This is a genomic window from Erythrobacter sp. HA7-11 (assembly GCF_055693605.1).
Window position 1 is genome coordinate 2,029,023 of record NZ_JBVFUF010000002.1, and the last position, 22,427, is coordinate 2,051,449.

A 22,427-nucleotide genomic window follows, 5' to 3' on the forward strand; every position below is an offset into this window, starting at 1 on the left:
CAATTGGTCGCGCACTTAAACCATACGTTTGAATGAGGGGACACCCATGAAGAAGACTGTTTTGTTTGCCGGCACTGCGATGCTGGCTGTTGTAGGTTCCATGGCCGTCGCGCCGAGTGAAGTACGGGCAGATGAACGACCTTGCGAGGATGGTTCTGGTGATCCCGCGCAGCCGCTTTCTTTGCAATGCGGGGCTCTTGCCACCGCTTCAGGCGATGCTTCGGTTGCGGTAGGAACGGATGCGAATGCTTTTGGTGATGAGACCGTTGCCGTTGGTCGCCAATCAAGTGCTATCGGCCAGAATTCGACTGCGATCGGTGAACGAGCCGGTTCGATAGGTAGTGACAGCACTGCAATTGGCCAGACTGCCGTCGCCATTGGCGACGAAAGCACAGCTTTGGGAGCTAATGCGAGAACAGAAGGCAATGCCACAATCGCCATTGGTCATGATGCGCTCGCCAGTGGCGGGGGATCTACGGCGGTCGGAACATTTGCCCAAGCCACAACCGGTTCTTCGACTGCGCTTGGCATCTTTGCAATTGCTTCTGGCGCGGAAAGTTTGGCTGCTGGTTGGAGCGCCGATGCGACCGCTGAAGGCAGCACGGCATTGGGCGGCGCAGCGCAAGCCACATCCATTGGCGCGCTCGCTATTGGATCGGTTGTTGGTACGACTGGGCAATCGGGTGCCAATGCTTCCGGTGATTACGGTATCGCGATCGGCACTACGAGCTTCGCCAGCGCATTTGCCACTACCTCGGTCGGATACCAATCCGGAGCATCTGCTTTAGGCGCAACGGCACTTGGCTATCTGGCCCGTGCTGAAGGCATCAACAGCTTCAGCGCCGGTCGCGACTCGACCGCGTCTGGCAACGCGGCAATCGCGTTGGGATTGAATTCCGTTTCGAGCGGCTCTGATTCTACCGCTATCGGAACGAACTCGGCGGCGAGCGGCGCTGACTCGATCGGCTTCGGCAATGGCAGCTCCGCCTCTTCCAGTTTCGCCGTTGCCATTGGTGCAGCCACCATCGCTTCTGGTGTTAACGGGACGACCGTCGGCTATGGCGCTCGTGCGACCGGGTTAAACTCGACTTCACAAGGCTTTGCGGCTTCTGCCTTGGCGGCTGATTCCACAGCCCTCGGTTCGATAGCCCTTGCCGATGCGTCGAAAGCTATCGCGGTCGGAGCGAGCGCGAGCTCGACGGCGGTGCGATCCATCTCGCTGGGCGCGTCAACTACGGCCACTGGCATTGGCGCAATTGCGATTGGATCAGACGGTAACGATGCTGATTTTGTTGGCGCCAGCGCCGGTGCCGAGGGCGCGATTGCAATCGGGACGGACAGCGAGGCTTCGGGCTTGCGATCTATCGCATTCGGAGATCGTTCTATTGCAGCTGCGAATTTTTCCTTCGCAGCCGGCTTTAGTGCGGACGCACTTAATGTCAGTGCTACGGCAGTTGGCAGCGGGTCGCAAGCGCTTGGCTTCCGCAGCACTGCGATTGGATCGGGATCCGAGGCGCGCGATGCGGATACGGTCGCTGTCGGTATTGCGGCCACCGCGACCGACTCTGAGTCTGTGGCAATAGGCAGTGCGGCAGTCGGACGGAATGGCTCTTTGGCCCTTGGTGCCGGTGCAAACGCGACTGGCGGTGAGGATTTCCTTCTTGGGACATCCTCATCGACCGCGGTTGGTCGCCAGTCGAATGCCGTTTCCGGCACGGGATCAAGTGCATTTGGCTGGAATGCCGATGCATCGGGAGGCCGTTCGACAGCGCTCGGGCAGAATTCGTCTGCTAACGCCGATAGCTCGGTCGCATTAGGCGCAAACTCGGTTGCCGACGTCGCCGATACCGTTTCGGTCGGCAACAGCACACTCAAGCGTCGCATCACCAATGTCGGCGACGCGGTCGATGCAAGTGATGCGGTAACATTGGCGCAGTTGAACAACGCCATAACCGGTATCGATCCAAGCGGCTCGCTCTCGCTTGTCGCCGTGGATGCGGATCAACCTGGCTCGCTCGCAGATGCTTCCGGTGTCGGTGCCATCGCTATCGGCGGGGACAGCGATGATGCCGGCACAGTTGCCGCGCGGGCCATGGGTGAAGGCTCCGTAGCGCTCGACCGCGACGCCAGCACCGGCATGAACGCCAGCGGCGGCGTGGCGATTGGCGATGCTGCCAATGCGGGCACAACGCGCACGATCGCAATCGGTCAAAACGCTAGCTCCACCGGAATCTCCGCTATCTCCATCGGCTCAGGCGCAAGCGCCGCCAATGGCAACGCCATGGCGCTTGGCGTGAACTCGGTGGCTGGTGGGAGCGGCTCGATCGCGCTCGGGAGAACCAGCTCGGCTCAAGGAATTGAAGCAATTGCGATTGGCGCTCAGGCGGAAGCGGACGGCCAAGGCGCCACGTCGGTCGGCGAGAACAGCGAGGCGATTGGCGTATTCGCCACGTCTTTGGGCGCGTTCGCGATGGCCAGCGCAGACGATGCAACCGCGCTCGGCAAGTTCGCACAGGCCAGCGCCACTGGAGCGGTGGCGCTCGGCGGCGATGGTGAAGACCTGAACAATGAAGGTGCGCGCGCAACTCAGGTGGATTCGACCGCGCTCGGCGCCGATGCCTTAGCAGGCCACGCCAATGCGGTTGCTTTGGGCGCAGGGTCGACCACCAACGCAGTCAACACTGTCTCGGTTGGCAATACGACGCTCAAACGCCGCATCACCAATGTCGCTCAAGGCACGGATGACAATGATGCCGTCACGGTCGGACAACTCAATACGGCGCTCGCCGGCGTCGGTGACGCCAATGCGGCTCAAGCCGATGCGACACAGGCTCTTGCCGACGCTGCTGCGGCCCAAGCAACAGCCGATGCGAATACAGCCGGTATCGCTTCAAACACTACGGCAATTGCTGGCAACACCGCTGATATCGCAACCAATGCGGCGGCGATTTCGACGAACACTGCGGGAATTGCGCAAAACTCGACCGATATTGCTGCTTTACAGGCGTCTTCGGGGGCTAATGCGGCTGAACTCGCCTATTTTGCTGTAAGCAGCACTGGCTCTGGAGCGACAGCAACGGTACGATGGCGCAATCGCTTTGGGCGCTTCGAGCAATGCAAGCGGCGTAGGCGCAATTGCTATCGGCGGCGACGGAGCGGATGCTGATGCAGATGGCGCGCAGGCGACTGCAGCTCGGGCTAGTGCTTTTGGTGCAGACGCTTTGGCGCAAGGCGAAGATGCAACGGCGATCGGCAGCGGAACGCGGGCTGGCGCTTTGCGAAGCGCAGCCTTTGGTCGTGGTTCGAGGGCGCTTGCAACGAGTTCGACGGCGGTCGGCGACACTGCCTTTGCTCTGGGCGGACGCGCCACAGCAATTGGTCAGCGCGCGCTCGCAAGTGGCGGTCGGTCAACCGCGGTAGGCTTTGACACCGAAGCAGGAGCCAATGCGACAGCTGTGGGCGACACGGCCAATGCCAGCGGTGTTGGCTCGACAGCGGTCGGCTTCCGCGCAACTGTCACGCACGCCAATTCGACAGCGGTCGGCGCGAACGCGACCACAACAGCTGACAGCCAGGTAACCCTTGGAGGCACGGGCTCAAGTGTTCGCATTGGCGACATTGATGCGAGCACCGCTGCCCAGGTCGGTCCGGTTGACGCGGTCACGGTCGATGCCAATGGCACGCTGGGCAAACAGGCGGTTGCAACTGCTGCGTCGGTCGACAATGTGCGGGTTGCGCTCAATCAGGTCGCGATGGTCTCGACCGCGCAATTTGATGCGCTGAGCGGACGGGTAAGCACTCTGTTCGATCTCACCGAGACGATCGACAAGGATGCGCAGCGCGGCATTGCCTCGATCGCTGCTCAGGCCAACCCGCACTTCCCGAGCGAAGCGGGCAAGACCAGCTATGCCAGCAATGTTGCAACCTATCGCGGCGAGGTTGGTGTCTCTGCAGGCCTGATGCACCGGTTCGACGGGGACTTCGCCATCACCGCTGGTGTCACATATGCAGGCGGCAACTCAACCAGCGTGCGCGCCGGCATCGCGGGCGAGTTTTGATCGGCTGAAAAGGATGGGCGGGGCGACGCAATCGTCGGCCCGCTCCCTCTTTGGTGCCAGTCGAACTTGAACAATTCACCAATTGACACGGCATGCCCTGTTGGCACTTCCGCATTCTATGCGGTCATGTTTCCAGCCCGTCCCTTCTTGCAGATCAGAGCGTCGGATTTCTAACGTCTTATTCAGGCACAAGCCCAAACGACCACCCGCTCTCATACAGTGAGACAAAGGGCCTGGAGCTTGCCCCCGAATCGCAGGATTGTAGCGGTTAGGCATTCCCGCTCGTCAAGGTCATCCGAACCGTCAAAACAGTTACCAATCATTTTTGGGCAGATTTGCCGCAACAGGGTTACTTTACTCGCCCTTAACGATCGAAAGCGGCGCGATCCGCTCAAACAGCCATATTTTCAGGTGCAATTGCCACCTTCATAAATCGTTCAAAATTCTTTCAATTTTAACCTTCTCCGCAAACCCAACTCGAGAACCTCATCGGCTAATCCAAGGGCGTGACTGGAGCAATTTGCTCCCAATAACCGATGGATTGAACTGATGAAGTCATTGTTTTTCAGCACCGCGACATTTGCCGTTGCCGTTTCGCTCGCCACTTCGGCGCATGCGAGCGAGAGCGATGCGCATGTGATGCCTGAGAATGACGCTGCTATTGACCGGGATGCAGCTGAGCCATGGCTCGATATTAGTGAGCTCAAATCCACTGACGCGATCACGTTAGCATCCGTTAACACTGACACGCCGCTTACCGTGCCTGCCTTACAAGTCGCGCCGCAGATCAACATCCAAGCGAATGCCGGTATCGTAACGCCTCGGACCCTTACTCCACGCTATGGTGACATTGACGCTTTTTATGGCGACATCGACGCTTTCTATGGTGACATCGATGCTTTCTGGGGTGACATCAATCCGTTCTACGGCGACATCAACCCCTTCTATGGAGACATCAATCCGTTCGAAGGTGATGTAAACGCACGCTACGGAGACATCAGCCCATTCTACGGCGATATCGGCGCGTTTTGGGGCGATATCGATGCTTTCTATGGTGACATCGGCGCTTTTGATGCGACCAACCTGAAGTTGCTAGGCGAGTTCTGGGCAGCAAACAGCGCGTCGATGGCAAACGCTGACGAGGTGTGGAGCGCGCTAAAGTATGAACGTGATGGCGGACGATATTTCCTCGAATACGATGGTACACCAAATCGGATTCTAAAAGCGCTCGGCGCAATGATTGATGAGGCCGAGACTCAGTTTGGTGCCAAATATGAAGCCGAAACGGGTAAGTCATTCCGCAACGACCTGGTCACCGAGATTTTCGCTCGTCATGGCGTTGATCTGAAAAATAAGACCTCACTCGCTGGTAAGTCTGCTGGCGACCGGGCCAAACTATTCCTCGATTGGCACGATACGCTGACCGGCTATTCCGGCATCGATGCTGTCGATCACTGGATGCATACGGTCAATTGGACCCCAGCAATCACACAGATCCAAGGCCGAGGAAAAGGGACCATTATCGGCATCGTCGATGGCAGCTTTGCCGCCGACGCAGACCTAGGGACCAACGTCATCTGGTCGGGTGGTTACAACAGCGCGGTTGGTGGTCACGGAGTGGGCGTGGCCAGCTTGATCGCAGGCGAGCATGACGGCCAAGGTGTGATGGGCATCGCGCCAGGCGTGAACATCGCGAGCTACAATCCATTCACAGCAGATGGCACTGCCTCTTACACAGATGTCACCAACGGCATCATAAGTTTGTTCGATCTCGATCGTCATGATTTGAACGAAACGGGGCAGGTGAGCATAATCAACCTGTCGCTTGGCGAAAAGGGCTGGGTCCTCGCGCAAGGCATGGCGGACGTCCTGCGGCACGACAAGATTAAGTCTGAACACAACAAGACGGTCTTCGTGATCGCTGCCGGCAATGAAGGCATCAGCCAGACAGCGAATGTCGAACTCAAAGACCCGGAAAAGCTCGCCTTGATCCTCGTCGGTTCGGTTCGCCCGGATGGCCAGATTTCTTCCTTCTCGAACCGGCCAGGCAGCGCCGTCCTGTTAGATGACGGACAGATCAAGGAAGGCAACGAGTTCTTCAAGCGCTTCATCGTCGCGCCTGGTGAATTGATCCTAATGTCCGACGGCAAAGGCGGCGTTGTGCGTCACTCGGGCACGTCATTCGCTGCCCCGCTAGTTTCTGGCGCGGTTTCGCTGCTGCATGACCGCTGGCCATGGCTCTCCAAGAAACCCCTTGAAACGACCGAGATCATCTTCCGCTCGGCCCAAGATTTGGGCGCACCAGGCCCCGATGAAGTATATGGTTGGGGACTGCTTGATGTGGCCGCTTCGCAATCGCCACTCGACTTCAACCAGATGAAGTTCAAGCTCTACAAGCGCGAAGGCTCTGGTTGGAAAGATGAGTCGCTAAACCCAGCGCAGCTTCTCAGTCTGGGCATCCCGACATGGTGGGAAACCAATGGTGTCTTCTTCACGGCGTTTGAGGACATCGGCAGTACCCACCGTGACTTTGCAATCCCAATGTCCTCTTTGACGCGTGGTCAATCGACTGATGAGCTTGGCAACGGCCAGCAGAGGCTGCAAGATTTCGTAGGCGGTCGTTTTGCGAAATGGTTACTCAGCGGCGGCAAGGACAAGAACGGAAACGGGAAAGCCGGTATTTCGCAAGTCCACTCCAGCTTGGCTGAGACGAGCGGCCAATGGAGCATGCGCTTTGATGCGATTGCACCGAATTTCGGCCAAGACGGCGCAGTACGCCCTGTCCACAACGCCGCTACGCTGACCGATCCAACGGGCGTGGTGTCGTTCACCGTGGGTCAGGGCCAAGGCGCGCTTGCCATTTCCGGCGGCGAGTTTGGCATGATCAGCGATCACAATCCGGTGACCGGCGGTGTGAACCCGGTACTTGGCTTTGCTTCGGGTGAAATGTTTGCCCAGGCACAATACAAGCTCGCAACGTCGACGACGGTGAGCTTTGGCTACAGCAAAGAGAACGAGGACTGGGAAGACCTCGAAGGCGTCTCTGAAATTGAACGCTCGATCCAGCGTCAGCTTGGTGCTCGCAAGGCCGAGGCCTTCACCGTGGGTATTCAGCAAAAGATCGCCGACGGTCTCACCGTCGATGCGCAATGGACCCGTTTGACTGAGAAGGATGCTATCCTTGGAAACCAAACGGGTATCGATGCCTTCCTCGGCGAAGGGTCAAAAACCGATGCACTCACGCTCACCGCTTCGATGAATCTGGGCGAAGGGTTCTCATTGGGCCTTTCAGCAACCGGCGGCGCAACAGAGGTTGACGAAGGACAGTTACTCGCAACATCGCAGCGCACGCTCAGCACTGCCGGCCAATTCTCGATCAACAAACGTGGATTGATCGGGGAAAGCGATCTTCTGCGGGTCTCGATTGGCCAGCCGCTCAACATTGACCGCGGCGAGCTGGAATTCAGCAGTGAGCAGGTGGTCAATCGCCTGACCGGAGAGCGCGGGGTCGTCACGCAGACGATCGGAATCGAGACCAAGCGCCGCCATACTGCGGAACTGGTCTATGCCGCACCTGTCAGCCGAAATTCCGAGTTCGGCTTGATCGGTCGCTACATTAGCGACGGTGTTCAGGGTGAAGAAGCAAACTTTATGGTCGGCGCAAACTTCGGTTTGCGGTTCTGAGATGGGGCTAAGGGGTATCAGAGCGATGACAAACAATAACGTCGATCAAGCGAAAATTGAGGGAAAACTGGGCATGATTAAGGGTGCGAACAAAGCGGTTGCGACATTGGCTGCTACTATGTTCCTCGGCCTTTCTACACCGGCCATTGCAGGTAGCGATCTCGGCACTGACGGTTTCGAGAGCACGATCGCACGGGCAAAATCGCAGATGATGGCCGATCCGGCTACAGCCTTGAACCTAGCGCGTGAAGCGAAGGTTTCAGTGGATGGCGATTCCCGAGTGTCAGCGCGCAACAGCCTGACGGCTCGTTGGCTCGAAGGTGAAGCGCTGATGCGGCTCAATCGCGGCGATGAAGCTTCGAGCCTGTTAGACGCTGCGCTTGCAGAGGCCTCTGCATCGTTCAGAGAAGAAAAGATCTATGCCGACCTTTTGCGTTCGGCTGCGTCATCCAAGGCTCGCGCCGGAGAGTTCGAAGAAGCTCTGACCCATTTCGAACTCGCAAGTGATCGCTACGCCACCCTCGGTGATTTGCGCAGCCGCGCAATCGTTCTCCAGAATATTGGATCGCTGTATTCCAAGGCGCGCGAATTCGAGAAGGTCCTGGGTTACTATCGCCAGGCGGTCGAAATCTTCACCGACGAAGGTCCACTTTCGCTGTCGGCTCACAATAATATTGGCAATGCCCTCAGAGGCCTTGAGCAATTTGACGAAGCCGAACAGGAATTCGAAAAGTCGCTGGCCATCGCGAAGAAGATGTCGAGCCCGCTACTTGAAGCGCGCATCCTCACCAACCTGGCTGCAACGCAGGTCCAGCATGGCATGGTGGAAAAAGCAGAAGCAACCGCTCAGCGAGCGCTTGCGCTTTGCGAAGAGCATGCTCCGCGCTGGCAGCCGTTCGCTCACGGTGTGCTCGCACAGGTCGAGCTGCAGCGCGGCAACATCGAGGCTGCCGAAAGCCATATCGCTCAAACGTTTGCCGACCAGCCCCTCGACAAGACAGACGCGCTGTTCAGGGACTTCCACGATACCGCCGCTCAGATCTATGCGCAGAGCAATGAAAACGAACGCGCTGGACTTCACGTCGCCGCATACGAGCGCATCAATCTCCAAGCTCAGGAGCTTCGCCTGAAGGGCATTGGTCAAGCAAGCCGCTAAGAAGTCGACGACCCTCCAATTTGCGGCGCAAACAAAGCCGCAACTCGGTTTTCGGGAAGCCTGTGCTTGCAGGCCGCATCCCTTGCGTGGCAAATGATTTGCTGCAAACGTAACGCTCAATGAAAGTCATGCTGGCGCGCTCAATCGTCGCCGCACATGGGGGATTGAGTGGGTCAGGTCATCGCCGGTACTTTGATTTCGTTCCTCCTGGTGGCGGCGAGCCTTTGCCTGCACTTGGCTGTTTTGCGCTCAATGAGCCGCCATTTCTCAAAGCCGGATCTTGCAGTGAAACGTCCGATGATCATCATAATGACGGTGATCTTCTTGACCCACGTGGTTGAAATCGCGCTTTTCGCAGCAGCATTCTATGCCATGGGCAATGTGGGCTTAGGACAGCTTTCAGGCGCCTATCACTCCACTGCCGTCGACTATTTCTATTTCTCTATCGCCACCTATTCGACGCTGGGGATTGGCGACATCGCGCCTGACGGCGCAATGCGAATGGTCGCAGGGATCGAGGCGCTGGCCGGCCTGCTCCTCATCGCGTGGAGCGCTTCCTTCACCTATCTGATGATGGAGCGATTGTGGGCGCGCGAAGAAACAGACGATTGAGCAAAGAGTAGCAGCCCTTTTTACCTGCGCCATACTCCGGGCCGAACCCCGACCTGCGCGGTCTCAATCCAAAGCGCGTAATGCGATACATCAACATAAACGCCCGGGAGCTTTTCAGACCCGCAGCCCTTGCCCCAGGACACTAAGCCGACGAGCCTTGCAAGGCCGTTTGACCGGCGTTGGATCAAAGGCCCGCCGCTGTCACCTCGGCATGAGTCGCCATAGACATCGGATTCCTGCGGGCGCGCCCACCCCAGGCCGCAGATCATGCCAGACGCGAGGCTTCGCTTGAGGTCCGAATATCTCCTACAAGCTTTAAGAGAGAGATAGTTCACCGGAACATATTGCAACTTCGACGGTGAGCGCTGGATATTACCGTCCTTGTCGAGACGCAGGTTTTCAGCACCGACTTCAAGCGGTCCGGTGACGCCCCAGCCATAGACAAATAGCGGTCGCTCTTTGAGTGATGCCTCTCCATGAATGTCTCGCTTGAAAAGCTTGATGCTCTTGAGCTGGCCAGACTTGATCGACCCCCGTTTTCCGCGAGTGGAAATTCTTATCATGGCGATATCATGCTTCTTGATGCCCGGCTTGTATTTGCGATGGATCACAACTGCATCGATCGGATAAGTGGCGCCTCCTGACGTCAGCGATTGCGTTCCCATCCTCACCCGCCGGTCCGTCAGAACCTTGCGCACTCTGTCGCCGTCGAAGGGCTTTCCAAACACGCAATGCGCGGCGGTCACGATCCAGAGTTCACCCAAATATGCGCCGCCACATCGGTGGTTCAGTTCGTATTCGTTTCGCTCGTTGAGATACTTCTTTTGCTCGCCATTCCGGTTGTTCGCGGCAATCGGTGAGAGCCGGGCATCGCGTGCCTTTTCAGCCGCAGTATAGGGCACCGTTGAATAGATCTGCACCTGCCATGGGGCAGTCCCGGGTGGTGCTTCCGAACCTCGAATGATCGGTTTTGCGCGGCGATTGGGATATTCATCACCTTCATGCTCAGGCAGCACGTTGGGATCAAACCGCTCTTCTTCCAGCGGTGGCGGAGGATGCCCGGGTTGGCCGGCAGCCATGGCCATAATGGCCAGCATTCCAAGAGACTTCTTCATTATCACAATCCGCTCGCTCTTCTGTTGCATCTGGCAGCGCGGTCCGCGGGGCTCTCATCGTCGAGAGCAACAGGCTCAGAACTCATTTGGAAACGGTTTATCTCCGCCGGGGACATCCAGTGCATGCCGTCGGCAGGCGCTGCTGAGATCGTAAACCAATAGAATTCGGTACGATACGCCGATCGCATTGAAGAAGCTCAGAAAGTCCTGATGGTCCTCATGGTCGCGCGGGAGATCGGTCGCTTGATATGCCGGCGGTTCTCCATCTTCCCAGCTGTGGACGCCGACGCATGCCCCCGGTTCAATGATCCGGCGTTTTCCAGCGAGGAAGAAGTCCGTGCCGCCAGAGGCAACCAATCCGTCCGAAGGGATTACTGTGGTGAAACCATCACGGTGCAGCTTCCACGCAGCATCCATATAGTCGTTGTCATCGTCCGAGCCGGGCACGAACTGCATAATCAGAACTTTGATCTCTGGGTGGTCACGGCGGGCCCGGTCGATGTGTTTGCCTGTCTCAGGAACCAGAGTTCCAATTGCAGAGAAGTAGCCGGACCCGGTCGCAAGCATCAATGGTTCAATATCTGCCTGCTGCGAGTTTGCACTCAGCACAAAGCAGGCCGGTAACAGCGCCAGAATCCTCGGTCGAAGCATGCTCACTCCCCAAGTTAGAAATCACCTGCGACCCTTGACAGGATAGGACAGGTTTGAAAGCATGTAAAACAACGTGGTGAGGGACAGATAATGGCATTTATTTCAAATGCTTACAGTAATGTCCGCATAATTATTGGAGCGCTGTGCCTGGCTGCGCTCATCTCATGCACGCCAGTCGAAGAATTCAAGCCCACACGCGAATTTGCCCCTACCCCAGTCGAGCTACGACCCAAAATCGTTCTCCAGAGTCTGCCGACCAAAGGGATAGAGGTCGCGGCGTGGACCCCTGATAACGAATACATCGTGACCGCAGTTGGGCCGACACGCTCCATCGCAATTTGGGAGGTGGCGAGCGGTAACATTGTCGACCGCATCAGGATGCCCGCCGAAAATGGCAGGACAGGCGCCCTGTTGCGATTGAGCGGGATGGAAGTGTCGCCCGACGGGAACACGGTCGTGATAGAGGGGCTGTCAGCACTATACGTTGCCGAGGGCGAATATGCGGCTCCCCGCAGCATGCGATACGAGCTGAATCTGGAAGAACGCACGGTCGAAATCGCGCAATCTACGTCTGATCCAAACGTCGATTTGGAGCAGGACAATATCGAAGCCGCGGTCGATGCCCTCGAAGCGGTGTTTGAAAATGACGACGAGCTATTCGACACGCCCGAAGATGCGATAGTCGGCCTACCACCTCTGCCTGATTCTCCCGATGGCATTTGGACGCTGGCCCGGCTCCCCGTCCCTTCGGAACTCGAAGAAGGGGGGATCCCGGAAGGCGGCCTCGTTCTGACCAACATGGTGGACGGATCGCGCCGCGAGCTGCTCCATCAGCCGATGCAGAAATATGATGCGGCCACGCTCTCACCCACGGGGCGTTGGCTCGCGATGACCAACGACAAAATGATTGATGATGAGGAGTCCGGCTTCGAGCAGTCGATTATCGAGATTTACGATATTCAGACCGCGACATTCGAGCCGCAGGTCAAAATCATCGGAGACTACAGCGACATCCAGTGGCTATCAGACGAACGCTTCGTCGTAACTGAAACCTCCGCCCCCAATGATGGCATGCGCGATGGCGCTCCAGATCAGGGACCTGCTCCCGATGCTATCGTGGTCAAGGCACAGGGCGGTGAAATTGAAGATCGGATTGAGCCGCGATGCTATCTGGTCGCTGTTGCCGATGGCGGCTTTGTCGGAGCGGGTCAGCAAATCTGCCGGTCCTTTCCCCAGGGTGGCTGGGGCTTACAAAAGTATAGCGCTCAATCTCAACAATGGAGCAGCTTTGGACCTAGCGAGCTAGCAGATAGCAGAGCCATTGATCTGATTGAAATCTCCGCGGACGGTTCGTTGCTGGCAGTGACGGAGGCAAACAGCTCTGACGAAGGCGGTTTTGCGCTGATCGGCCACATCCTCGATGCCGAGACTGGCCAACTACTTTTCAGCCGAACTTTTGAGGATCTGGCATACACCGAGATGGTCACGTTTTCCGCTGACGGGGAAGACGTGTTTGTCTCAGGAAACGGGCAGGTATTTCGCTGGCAACTGGCCACCGATGATTGGGGCCCGATGGAAATTTCAACGCTCGACACCACAGTACTGAACCAGAAAGGAGACCTGTTCGCAGTCGCAGGCGAAGCCGATGACGCGATCGGGCTGCTTGACTTTGCCGGAGGAGAGCTCTTGCCCTCGCTGGAGTTTGGCAATGTCTCCTCCGGCGGCTTCTTCCCAGACAAGCCTCTATTTTGGGCATTCTCTGCCGAAGAGGGGTTGAGGCTGTGGGATACGCGCGATTGGTCGATCGTGCTAACTACCTATTTCTTCGACGATCAGGGTTTTCTCGCGGTCACGCCAGATGGGCGATATGACAGCAATGTTCATCCCTATGGTGCGAAGTTTCGCTGGCTTGTTCCGGATCAGCCATTTGTCTCGCTTAACCCGGATGCTTTCAGTCGCGACTATTACACACCCGGCCTGACCGAGCGGTGGATCGCGTGTTCGGTCGACGAGAATTGCGCAGGCACATTCGAACCAACCAAACCGATTGCCTATCTCAACCGGCAATTGCCTAAGGTCGCGATTGTCGATGTCCAGCCGGGTGAAGTCCCCAGTGAAGCGATTGTCACAGTTGAAATCCGCCGTGATTTGTCGCCTGGTTCGGATGAAGAAGACTTGCCGTGGGTATTTGATCCGCGCGTATTTCGCAATCATCAGTTGGTGTTTCGCCAGCCCTCCAGCAAAGGCGAGCAGCAGGCTGATCTCGCCGACTGGCGAAGCGCAAATGCGATCCAGTCCGGAACAATCGACTCAAACGGCACCGTTCGCCTGACCAGCACCGTGTCGCTGGGTACGAGCGAGGCAGACATTGACACATCCCCGGTCTTCACAGCGTATGCCTTCAATGAAGACCGCATCAAATCTGAGACTGCCTTCTTCCGTTATGAACGACCTCAGGTCGAGCGGCGCGTGCCGAGAGCCTATGTGCTCACAATCGGCATCGACCACTATCAAGAAGCTCGTCTCAATCTCAATTTTGCAGGGAACGACGCAGTATTGATGGCGGAAAGCCTCAACCAGATTCCGGGATATGAGATGCGCAGACTGGCCGTGCGCACCCTGGGTGACACAACCTCATCGGATCCCAGCGAGCAAGAGGTGGGCTTGGCTGCGAACCAGCCCGATTTCATTGACCCTTCTGTCTTTCGCGACCTGCTTGAGGTTCTCTCGGTGGAAGACGCCAGTGATGCGCGCGCGCGGTTGATGAGCGTCGGCATTGATGCCTCTATGCTGGAGCAAGCGACGCCGGATGACTTGGTGATCATCTCATATGCAGGGCATGGCTGGACCGACGAAACGGACGAGTTTTTCATCGTTACATCGAACGCGGTCTGGTCCGATGAGGCCGGTACTCCAGATACCGATAGCCTCGTCTCCTCCGTCCAGCTTGCGACCTGGATGAGCAATATTGACGCTGGCACGATGGCGCTGGTGATTGATGCGTGCCATTCAGCTGCGAGTGTCGAAAACGGGACATTCAAGCCGGGCCCGCTTGGTGATCCCGGTCTGGGTCAACTGGCCTTTGATAAGGGGGTGTTGATCCTTACTGCGACGCAAGCTGACGACGTAGCGGTCGAAGATGCGAGCTTGAGCCATGGTCTCTTAACCTATGCGCTCGCCGCAGAAGGGATCAACGCGAGCGGGGGTATGGCTGATCTTGATGACGATGGGCAAATTCTGCTGACCGAATGGCTGACCTACGCGGTCGAGCGCCTGCCAGACATGCAGTCTGATCCACGCGTCGCAGGGCTGGCTGCGCGCACCTTGGTTTTCCACGATCAACCAGAAGGATGGACTAGCAAGAGGGTGCAGGAACCGTCGCTTTTCAACTTCAACGTTCTTCCGCACAAAACAATTTTGCGGAGCCTTAGACCATGAAGCGGGCTTTATCCTTCGTCTATTTGGCCGGCCTCGCCCTGATATCGCAAGGCTGTTCATCGGAGGAAACGGTTGAGCCCTATCAGGCCGTGAGCGTCCCGGAGAATTCGACGCCGCTTGCAGGGGAGCCACTGGAAAACGTTTACGGATTGTTTGTCGGTGTCGACAATTATCAGTTCTCCCGCGCTCAGCTCCGCTCAGCCGAATTCAACGATCTGCGAGGGGCCGTCGGGGATGCCCGACGCTTTAAATCTGCACTTGGTGAGCTGTACGGCCTGGAACTTGACCAGGCGCCCGAAACCGAATGCCGGTCCGAAAACGACCTGTCAGAGACCCTGCTGGATGCCTGCGCCACGCGCGAAGCAATCCTCTCTGCGCTCGACCGCAAGATCGATACGCTCGAAGCAGGCGATACGCTGATCTTCTATTTCGCGGGGCATGGCTCGCAATATCGCGACGATGAAAACTATGATCAGGATTCAGGCTATAATGGGACAATTCTGCCTTACGACGCGCGCAACCCCGATGGCTCGCCAGGGGAAATATTCGATATCGAATTGAAGCTCCGCAAGGACCGCGCGACGGCAAAAGGTATCTACTTCGTCTCGATATTTGATAGCTGTAATTCTGGGACAGCAACACGTGATGGCGCAAATGGTCAGTCCCGCAGCGTTCCTGTGTCGACCGTCGCCCCTCCCCCTGATTTGCAAGAACAGTCGAGTGCGACAGCCTCTGAAGCAAGCGGCTACTGGGTGCATCTCGCCGCCGCCCAAGATGGGCAGGAAGCGCAAGAAGCTGTGAGCGGCGAAGTCGGCGAGAGAGCCGGTCTCTTCACGAATGCGCTGATTGAAACACTTCGCATGCCCGCTATGCGACATGCCAGCTTCGGGGACATTATTCGCGAAGTTCGGCTGAGGGTTGCGCGCAAGGGGCATACTGCGCAAGTGCCGTCCGCTGAGGGAGCCTTGACCGCTGCTCTTGGGGCACAGGCGGGATCGACCATGGTGTTCGACGCCGTGTCTGATGGAAGCGAGGTCACGCTTTCAGCGGGATCGCTTTCAGGAATGACTAAAGGATCGCGTTTCGCACTCTATCGCTCGCAAAGTGACGCTGTCGCACGCGAGAATTCGGTTGCTGCGGCTGCGATCGTTTCGCTCACACCCACGTCGGCACGCCTGGAGGTAGAAGACGCATCAGGCGAACCATTGCCATCCCAGCTTTTCGCAGAAGAGATCGCGCATTTCCTGCCGCCTGAAAGCCTCCAGGTGAGCAACCGTCTTAGCAACGCTCCGATAGCGGCCATCGCTGACGAAGCATTGGCCAAAATCGAATTTGCACAATCCTCAGCTGACGGCGCAATCCAGATTGTCTCCGCGCCAAACGACCCTTCTGCGGCGCTGCTTCAGGCAAGCGACGGCATGCTTTATGCCGAGCTGGGCGATCCGAATGACGCAAAGTTCCCAGCGCGACTTGAGGCCGAACTCATCAAGATCGCGCGGGTCAATCAATTGTTGGCGCTCAGGACCACCAGCCGATCAGGCGATGCCGTCAGCGATGTGGGGCCGGTGGAATTCTGCATCGCGCAGGAAGGCTATCGACCGGGCGCCTGTCCCGAGCCTGATGATGGCGGAATACGCAAGATTGAGATGGGCGACATGACCTTCGTAACGGTCATCAATCGCAGTAGAGAACCTTCGTTTATCTATGTGCTTGCCGTCGATCCCTTGAACAGCGTCATTCAGGTTTTGCCAGCGGCTGGCGAAAACGATGGCAAGATCGAGCCCAACCGTCCCTATCGGCGCGGACCGATCTCTTTCGCCCAGCCGGGCAATTATCGCTTTGTGACCATTGCCAGCGATCAACGCATTCGGGTCGACGCCCTCCAACAAAGCGGCAGCGGCACACGCGATATCACTGCGTGCACAACGCCGCTCGAAAGGCTGCTGTGCTCCGCGAGCAAAGGCACGCGCGATACTTCTGTGGCGGCAATCGACAAGTGGCTTGCAACAGTCTCTTCGGCATTGGTGAATTAGAATGAAGATGCGAATTGCACATTTCGCTTCGCTTGGAATGATTGCGCTGGCATTGGGAGCGCTCTCCGCCTGCCAGCCAGCGGCCACGTCAGACGAGGGAGCCAAGGCCGGTTCCAAGACAGCAGACGCGCAAGGCTCATCACGTCGCGAGCGTTGTCAGGCGCGGCTCGAAAAAGAGAGCGGCGGGCGGGTTGTTGGCGGGGAACCTGCGCGGCCAGGTTCAGCTCCGTGGCAAATCGCGATCATGTCCGAACCGGATTATAGCGAAGCCGAGCGCAGGTTTGACGCCACCCTTGACGACGGAGACGAGTGCAAAAGCTATCTGGCTGAGCGTGAGGATTTTGAGCTCGCCCACAAGTGTGGTGGTTCTTACATCGGTGATGGCTGGATCGTCACTGCTGCGCACTGCGTCGTTGGGATCAAGGCGCCCAATGGCACGGATAGCGATGCGATCAAACATCGCCATATCATACTCGGCACCCAGAACCTGACTGTGCAGGACGACAAGTTCTCGATTGGATCGGTTGTTGTTCACTCCGGCTATTCCAAGGCCGACAAGATGGATGACATCGCGCTGATCCGCTTGTCTGACGATGCGAAAACGCAGCAGCGGCTGGATGCGCTACTCGCTGATGGCCGGTTAGAGCCTATTGCGTTAATGCAGCCAAGCGATCGCGGTTTTGACGAGCAGGAAGAACTCAGGGTTACCGGCTGGGGTTACATGGGGCAGCGCAACGCGAACCGCGACTGGGAGCGTCTGCGCGACAGCCAGGGAGAGCTCCAACGAAAGCCGGCTGCTCTCCAGCAATTGTCGATCAATTATCTCGACGATGCCATGTGCGAGGATAACTTCGCCGACTTCGGTCAAGGCAGCCTCTGCGCGGGCGCTGTAATCGAAGACGGAACGGTCGGCACCGGCAAGGACAGCTGTCAGGGAGACAGTGGTGGCCCCCTGACCCGCCTTGAGAATGGTGGCGAGCGCCGGCTAGTTGGTCTCGTCTCGCTAGGCAAAGGCTGCGGAGCGCCCGGACTACCTGCGGTTTATGTCCGTGTTTCTCATTATGCAGACTGGATTGCTCAAGCCAAGCAGGCGGCGCGCACGTCAACCGTCAGCACTTGGCCAGAGCCAGCGCAGCAGGAACGGTAACTCCGAAAAGTGACCAAAGCTCCGAGGAGCTAGGTCAAGATCAACGGTCGTCCTCGCCGGTGCGATCATCTTCGCCAGTACGATCATCTTCGCCTGTTCGGTCATCCTCGCCGGTGCGATCATCCTCGCCGGTGCGATCATCTTCACCAGTACGATCATCTTCACCAGATCGATCATCTTCGCCGGTGCGATCGTCGGACGCGGCGGTGGTATCCTCGCTGCCATCGTCTGCTGCCTGATTGCAGGCAGACAAACCCAATGATGCTGACAAAAGTGCCGAAATGAAAATCGTCTTGCGCATAATTTTTCCCCTCTACTCGCAGACTACACGTCTTTTACACGAAACCCATCGCGCTTACCAATTTGCCATATTCGCCTCGCTCACGAACCGGCTCCAATAACGGGTCGACGTAAAGCGCTGCCAATCCACCGTCACGCAGTTCCCAAGCCTTCTCAAGCGCTTGAACAGCTCGATCTTGATCCCCCCACTGCGCATAGACCTGCGCATATTGGTAATGGCTCTTGTCGCCATATTCAGCGATCAGATCGGCGAGATGAGCCTCCGCCTCCGATTGGTTTCCGCGCCTGTGGGCGATGATCGCATATCCCGGCAGCCGCCGAACATTGCTCATTTCCTGCGAAAAAGATGCGTAAGCGCTGTCGAGATCGCCCAGCATCAATTGCGTTAGGCCCAATTGCGAATGGTAGGTGCCGTCATCAGGCCTGATCGCCAGCGCACGCTGAAATTCAGGGATTGCGAGTTGGTATTGACGACCAAAGAAATGGATCTCTCCACTAGCTCGAAATACCCGAGAGTTGAGCGGATCCAACTGCGCCGCACGGGTGATCGCTTCATTCGCAGCAGCATACTCTCCGATCTTCGAACTGAACCTTGCGAAGCGGGCAACGGTATCCGCATCCCCTGCCCCGAGTTCATAAGATCTTTGAAATGCCGCCCTGCCCGATTTCATATCGAGCTTTCCGTTCGAATACGCCCAACCCAGCGCCGAATAGCCATCGGCAAAATCCGGTGCCAGTTCAGTTGCCTTTTGGGCTGTCACCACGGCCTCGTCATAAAGCCGGGAGCGCTCCTCGAAGGCTGCATACAAATTCGCAATCAGGACCAGTGTGCGCGAGCGAGCAGCAGCCGCAGCGGCATAGGCTGGGTCAATCGATAGCGCCTCATCAAACTTGGCGAGCGCAAGCCTGTCAGAGGCTTCATCTGCTGCAGATTCGTATAGGTCCTTGCCTCGTAAATAGGCATCGAACGCCGCAATGCTCTTGGTTCCGCCCAACTCGGCTTGGCCCTGGTCATTGCCTTCGATTGCCGCTGCCAGAGCCGATGCCACAGCCTGCGCAATCTCTGACTGGACTGCAAAAATGTCCGTCAGCGGCCTTTTAAAGCTCTGGCTCCAACGGCTCGAGCCATCGCGGTCGTCACTCAAATCCGTGGTAACTTTGATCGTATCGTCCGCCTTCTGGACATTGCCTTCCAGCAAAAACGACACCCCGAGCTTGGACGCAATCTCCCGCGCGCCACCTTCAAAGTTGCGAAACTCATTTGATGACGTCTGACCGACTACCTCCAGAAGAGCATTGCGCGAAAGGCGGCTTCTGATTTCCGAGGTCAGACCTTCAGAAAAGTAGTCTTGCTCTTCTTCACCGCTGAGATTTTTGAAGGGCAGCACCGCAATCCCTTCACCTCCGGCACCTAGCGTGAAAAGCCCGCTCTGCCAGGCTCCTACGCCTGCAACCGCGACGGCAGCCAAGCCCCCGCCGATCATGATTGTACGCCGAGAAACGCCCGCCTGCGAGCGCGCCGCAGGAGCCTTTATAGCAGGTGCATCTTCACTATGCATGGCGGCCACAGCGCGCACCATTTTGATCATGTCAGGATCGGATGCGGTGAAATTGGACTGCGAAAGATCTAGGCATTGGAATTGGCCGAAACCGAGCGGCGGCATCGCCCTGCCAAGCGAAATTGGGACCAGCCGGCCGCTGTCACGCCCCCTTGTGGCTTCGTCATGGACCCAGTGCGATTTCACCGATGTCTCTGTCCAGAGGACGACGACAGCCTGTGCTCTGTCTAAAGCAGCTTCGGTGGTATTTGCGAAGCGCTCTCCGCCTTCAAGCAGGCCATCCCACCAGACGGTATATCCCGCCTGCTCCAGGACTTCGATGATGGGTTTGGCCTTGTCCTGATCGGCGCGTGAATAGCTGAAGAATACGGTCGAAGCCCTTGCGTCCGCTGGAACGCCTTGGTCTGACATATCTATCCCCCACCTTGAGCCACTCTTTGAAAACAACGAAATTGCGGCCCATTACGCTCACCATGCACCAAAATTTGCCGGCGAGCTAGACCGGTATCGTTATATGCTTGCCTCCGAAAACAGCCTGCCAGTTTTCGATCTCCGCAAAGACCACGTCATCAGCCGCGTGCGCCAGTTCGCGAACAGATCCATAATTGAGCCTCTCATCGGGAGCCTGAAGGAGTACATTGATCCGGCGGCTGATGGCATCGAGTTTTTCCGAGGTTACTTCAGAGATCGAGGCAAAGCGCTCAAAATCGCCAAAGTAGCGTATCCCTGCGATCGAAGCGCCAAGCGTCGGGAACAACACACCGAGCACTGTAAATGTCTTGGAGAGCTTGGTCACGAAACCTCCGTCCCACAGCCCCGCCGCTGCCCCTCCCTTGAGGACGAGATATGAGGCCACCGAAATCAGCGCCAGCTTGAAGAGGAACTCAGAAAATCCATCGAGGTTGTCATGGATATTCTTCAACCGCTGCGCCTTGCCCTGATGGTAATCACGCTGCGGGCTGACGTGATGCTGGTCGAGCATTTCCAAGACTGACCGCAGATAGGGCGCAGTGACTTTGGCTCTTGGCAGCCCGATGCCGCGCAGCGCCTGCCGCACATACCATTCCGGCCATGACGAATCCGCACCTCTTGGCCAATGCCCCGTAGGCCTCGCAACGCCAAGACTGAGCAAGAGCGGGCTGTGCCTAAAATATTCAGCGACGCGGCGCGTCTCGAACCATCTTGCATGCCAGCGATATTTGCGCCCGCGATAGGTGATGATGACTATAGCGACGAGAACGAGAAACTCGAACAGCGCGAAGCCCCATTTCTGCTCGGGACTGACCAATGGAAGGTACAGAATACCTCCAACGATCGCCAAGGCAGACAAGAGAAAGTTGACGACCATGCCCGATCGATAATGATCGGACAGGCGCGATGAAACGCCATCTGCCCATGCGAAAGGCTGCAAGGCCTGGCGTTCGATCCGGTCGGCCAATTCTTCGTCACCGCCGGGCAATTGCTTTATTGCCTCCGTCAATTCTGCTCCGCTTCCCGAGGCAACTTCATCGGGGTTCTCATACTTGACAACCAGCGATCGAAAGCGCGCTTCATCCCCGGCGAAGAGAGCTTCGATCCGGCGATAAGCGTGGACCCAGCGCGAGCTCTTACTCTGCCAGGTTTCCGTCTTCAGGTCCGCCAGCGCGTCCTCATCTAACGAACCAATCTCTGACGGGTAAACCGTTGTTGCCACATGCTTCTTCAAAGCGCCGATCGGGTCTTCGCGCATCCGTTTCGAATGGAGCGCTACGAGGGTTTCAGGCGAATGACGAATGCACCAGTCTTCCGGGTTTGCAGGATCGATCCAGATTACCGGCGTTCCAAGCTCCAGCGCCTGAAGGACGGTATGTCCCGTGCCGCCTACATTGGTGGTGCTAGCCCCATCCCAGACTGCGACCAATATATCGGCCTGCTCGATCAAAACCTGACCCGCCATTTCGGCCCGCTTCGCGCTCTCCAATGCGAAGGCTTGAGCCTTGTCGAAATCATCCGGAGATTCGAGAGCGGTAAGGAACAAGCTCTCTATCGCTGCGTCTTGGTCCGCGAGTTCGAACAGGCGCGCTTTCCGTGTAACTGAAGAAATATTGTCTCTGCGCGCCTTTGTTTCATCATCGACAGGGTCTTTACCACCGAGCAACCGTCGGGCGTCCTCGACAGTCTTCGGTAAAGCATTGATCGCGAGATTGAGGGTCTCGCCAAAGGGCAGTGGACTGACAAGCTCCCAGCCACAAGCGAGACCCAGCCGAGCTGCCAGCTGGTCTGATCCGTCCACCATCAGCGTGTGCAGCCGGATTTTCGGCTCATCCTGAGCCTCGATTGCCTTCGGCGCGCTCTTAGCAGCGGCGTCGATGTGACCGAACAATTCAGCAATAACTGAGCTGATGCGCTTCGCATTCTGGTTAAAAATACGATGCGACGCCCGATGTCCTGTTACCCCCACACTGAAACAGACTGCCGGCAACGCCGTAGACAAGGTTTCTTCGGTCGATACGGGATGCTTTGCGATAGAGCGGATCCTTTCCCAGCCGTGAGCATGACATGTGGCGCTGTGCTGAGGTTAGATGAACCGTTTGCATTGCACAAACAACGGGCTTCGGTCGATTATCGAAGCCTTAGCTTGTATCAGTATTTACGGGCAACAATGCCGACGGTTCGACCTACGCCGCCGGGTTGG

Annotated in this window: 13 protein-coding genes; 8 read left to right on the top strand and 5 right to left on the bottom strand. The window is 57.3% G+C overall.

From position 1 onward, the window contains the following. The first annotated feature begins 46 nt into the window (after positions 1-46). From ACZ1GU_RS10495 to ACZ1GU_RS10515, 5 genes are all read left to right on the top strand, one after another. Positions 47-3,166 carry a YadA family autotransporter adhesin gene (locus tag ACZ1GU_RS10495; RefSeq protein ID WP_472647939.1) on the top strand — a complete coding sequence of 1,040 codons (3,120 nt, stop codon included), beginning with the start codon at positions 47-49 and terminating at the stop codon, positions 3,164-3,166. Beyond that, on the top strand, positions 3,099-4,058 hold the full coding sequence (locus ACZ1GU_RS10500; RefSeq protein ID WP_472647940.1) for a YadA-like family protein: 960 nt from the start codon (positions 3,099-3,101) through the stop codon (positions 4,056-4,058). The genes ACZ1GU_RS10495 and ACZ1GU_RS10500 overlap by 68 nt, the downstream gene beginning before the upstream one ends. Before the next feature lie 549 nt (positions 4,059-4,607). After that, the gene (locus ACZ1GU_RS10505) at positions 4,608-7,742 is read left to right on the top strand and encodes a S8 family peptidase (protein ID WP_472647941.1); all 3,135 of its coding nucleotides are present in this window, start codon (positions 4,608-4,610) and stop codon (positions 7,740-7,742) included. Between the two features lie 25 nt (positions 7,743-7,767). After that, positions 7,768-8,898 carry a tetratricopeptide repeat protein gene (locus tag ACZ1GU_RS10510; RefSeq protein ID WP_472647942.1) on the top strand — a complete coding sequence of 377 codons (1,131 nt, stop codon included), beginning with the start codon at positions 7,768-7,770 and terminating at the stop codon, positions 8,896-8,898. A gap of 168 nt (positions 8,899-9,066) precedes the next feature. Beyond that, entirely contained in the window at positions 9,067-9,510 is a 444-nt protein-coding gene (locus tag ACZ1GU_RS10515; RefSeq protein ID WP_472647943.1) for an ion channel, read from the top strand. Between the two features lie 20 nt (positions 9,511-9,530). Here the strand turns inward: ACZ1GU_RS10515 and ACZ1GU_RS10520 are convergent, their stop codons facing one another. Beyond that, positions 9,531-10,625: a serine protease gene (locus ACZ1GU_RS10520; RefSeq protein WP_472647944.1), complete on the bottom strand. Its 1,095-nt coding sequence runs from the start codon at positions 10,623-10,625 to the stop codon at positions 9,531-9,533. Positions 10,626-10,700: 75 nt separating this feature from the next. Next, complete coding sequence (locus tag ACZ1GU_RS10525; protein ID WP_472647945.1) at positions 10,701-11,276, bottom strand: hypothetical protein; 576 nt, start codon at positions 11,274-11,276, stop codon at positions 10,701-10,703. Positions 11,277-11,366: 90 nt separating this feature from the next. Between ACZ1GU_RS10525 and ACZ1GU_RS10530 the strand changes: the two genes are divergently transcribed. The 3 genes from ACZ1GU_RS10530 to ACZ1GU_RS10540 are packed head-to-tail and all read left to right on the top strand — an operon-like array spanning position 11,367 to position 17,894. Next, positions 11,367-14,714 carry a caspase family protein gene (locus tag ACZ1GU_RS10530; protein ID WP_472647946.1) on the top strand — a complete coding sequence of 1,116 codons (3,348 nt, stop codon included), beginning with the start codon at positions 11,367-11,369 and terminating at the stop codon, positions 14,712-14,714. Continuing rightward, positions 14,711-16,747 carry a caspase family protein gene (locus ACZ1GU_RS10535; protein ID WP_472647947.1) on the top strand — a complete coding sequence of 679 codons (2,037 nt, stop codon included), beginning with the start codon at positions 14,711-14,713 and terminating at the stop codon, positions 16,745-16,747. The genes ACZ1GU_RS10530 and ACZ1GU_RS10535 overlap by 4 nt, the downstream gene beginning before the upstream one ends. 1 nt (position 16,748) lies before the next feature. Further along, on the top strand, positions 16,749-17,894 hold the full coding sequence (locus ACZ1GU_RS10540; RefSeq protein ID WP_472647948.1) for a S1 family serine peptidase: 1,146 nt from the start codon (positions 16,749-16,751) through the stop codon (positions 17,892-17,894). Positions 17,895-17,934: 40 nt separating this feature from the next. Here ACZ1GU_RS10540 and ACZ1GU_RS10545 read toward each other — a convergent pair whose 3' ends face one another. From ACZ1GU_RS10545 to ACZ1GU_RS10555, 3 genes are all read right to left on the bottom strand, one after another. Next, the gene (locus ACZ1GU_RS10545) at positions 17,935-18,195 is read right to left on the bottom strand and encodes a hypothetical protein (RefSeq protein ID WP_472647949.1); all 261 of its coding nucleotides are present in this window, start codon (positions 18,193-18,195) and stop codon (positions 17,935-17,937) included. A 34-nt stretch (positions 18,196-18,229) separates the two neighbouring features. Then, positions 18,230-20,164 (bottom strand): TIR domain-containing protein, encoded by a 1,935-nt coding sequence (locus ACZ1GU_RS10550; protein WP_472647950.1) that lies wholly within the window; start codon positions 20,162-20,164, stop codon positions 18,230-18,232. An 85-nt stretch (positions 20,165-20,249) separates the two neighbouring features. Next, positions 20,250-22,115 (bottom strand): hypothetical protein, encoded by a 1,866-nt coding sequence (locus ACZ1GU_RS10555; RefSeq protein ID WP_472647951.1) that lies wholly within the window; start codon positions 22,113-22,115, stop codon positions 20,250-20,252. Between the last annotated feature and the right edge of the window lie 312 nt (positions 22,116-22,427).

Bases quoted from the DNA above. Each gene is read 5' to 3' on its own strand.
- ACZ1GU_RS10495 (WP_472647939.1), top strand. From the start codon at position 47: ATGAAGAAGACTGTTTTGTTTGCCGGCACTGCGATGCTGGCTGTTGTA.
- ACZ1GU_RS10505 (WP_472647941.1), top strand. From the start codon at position 4,608: ATGAAGTCATTGTTTTTCAGCACCGCGACATTTGCCGTTGCCGTTTCG.
- ACZ1GU_RS10510 (WP_472647942.1), top strand. From the start codon at position 7,768: ATGACAAACAATAACGTCGATCAAGCGAAAATTGAGGGAAAACTGGGC.
- ACZ1GU_RS10520 (WP_472647944.1), bottom strand. From the start codon at position 10,625: ATGAAGAAGTCTCTTGGAATGCTGGCCATTATGGCCATGGCTGCCGGC.
- ACZ1GU_RS10525 (WP_472647945.1), bottom strand. From the start codon at position 11,276: ATGCTTCGACCGAGGATTCTGGCGCTGTTACCGGCCTGCTTTGTGCTG.
- ACZ1GU_RS10530 (WP_472647946.1), top strand. From the start codon at position 11,367: ATGGCATTTATTTCAAATGCTTACAGTAATGTCCGCATAATTATTGGA.
- ACZ1GU_RS10535 (WP_472647947.1), top strand. From the start codon at position 14,711: ATGAAGCGGGCTTTATCCTTCGTCTATTTGGCCGGCCTCGCCCTGATA.
- ACZ1GU_RS10540 (WP_472647948.1), top strand. From the start codon at position 16,749: ATGAAGATGCGAATTGCACATTTCGCTTCGCTTGGAATGATTGCGCTG.
- ACZ1GU_RS10545 (WP_472647949.1), bottom strand. From the start codon at position 18,195: ATGCGCAAGACGATTTTCATTTCGGCACTTTTGTCAGCATCATTGGGT.
- ACZ1GU_RS10550 (WP_472647950.1), bottom strand. From the start codon at position 20,164: ATGTCAGACCAAGGCGTTCCAGCGGACGCAAGGGCTTCGACCGTATTC.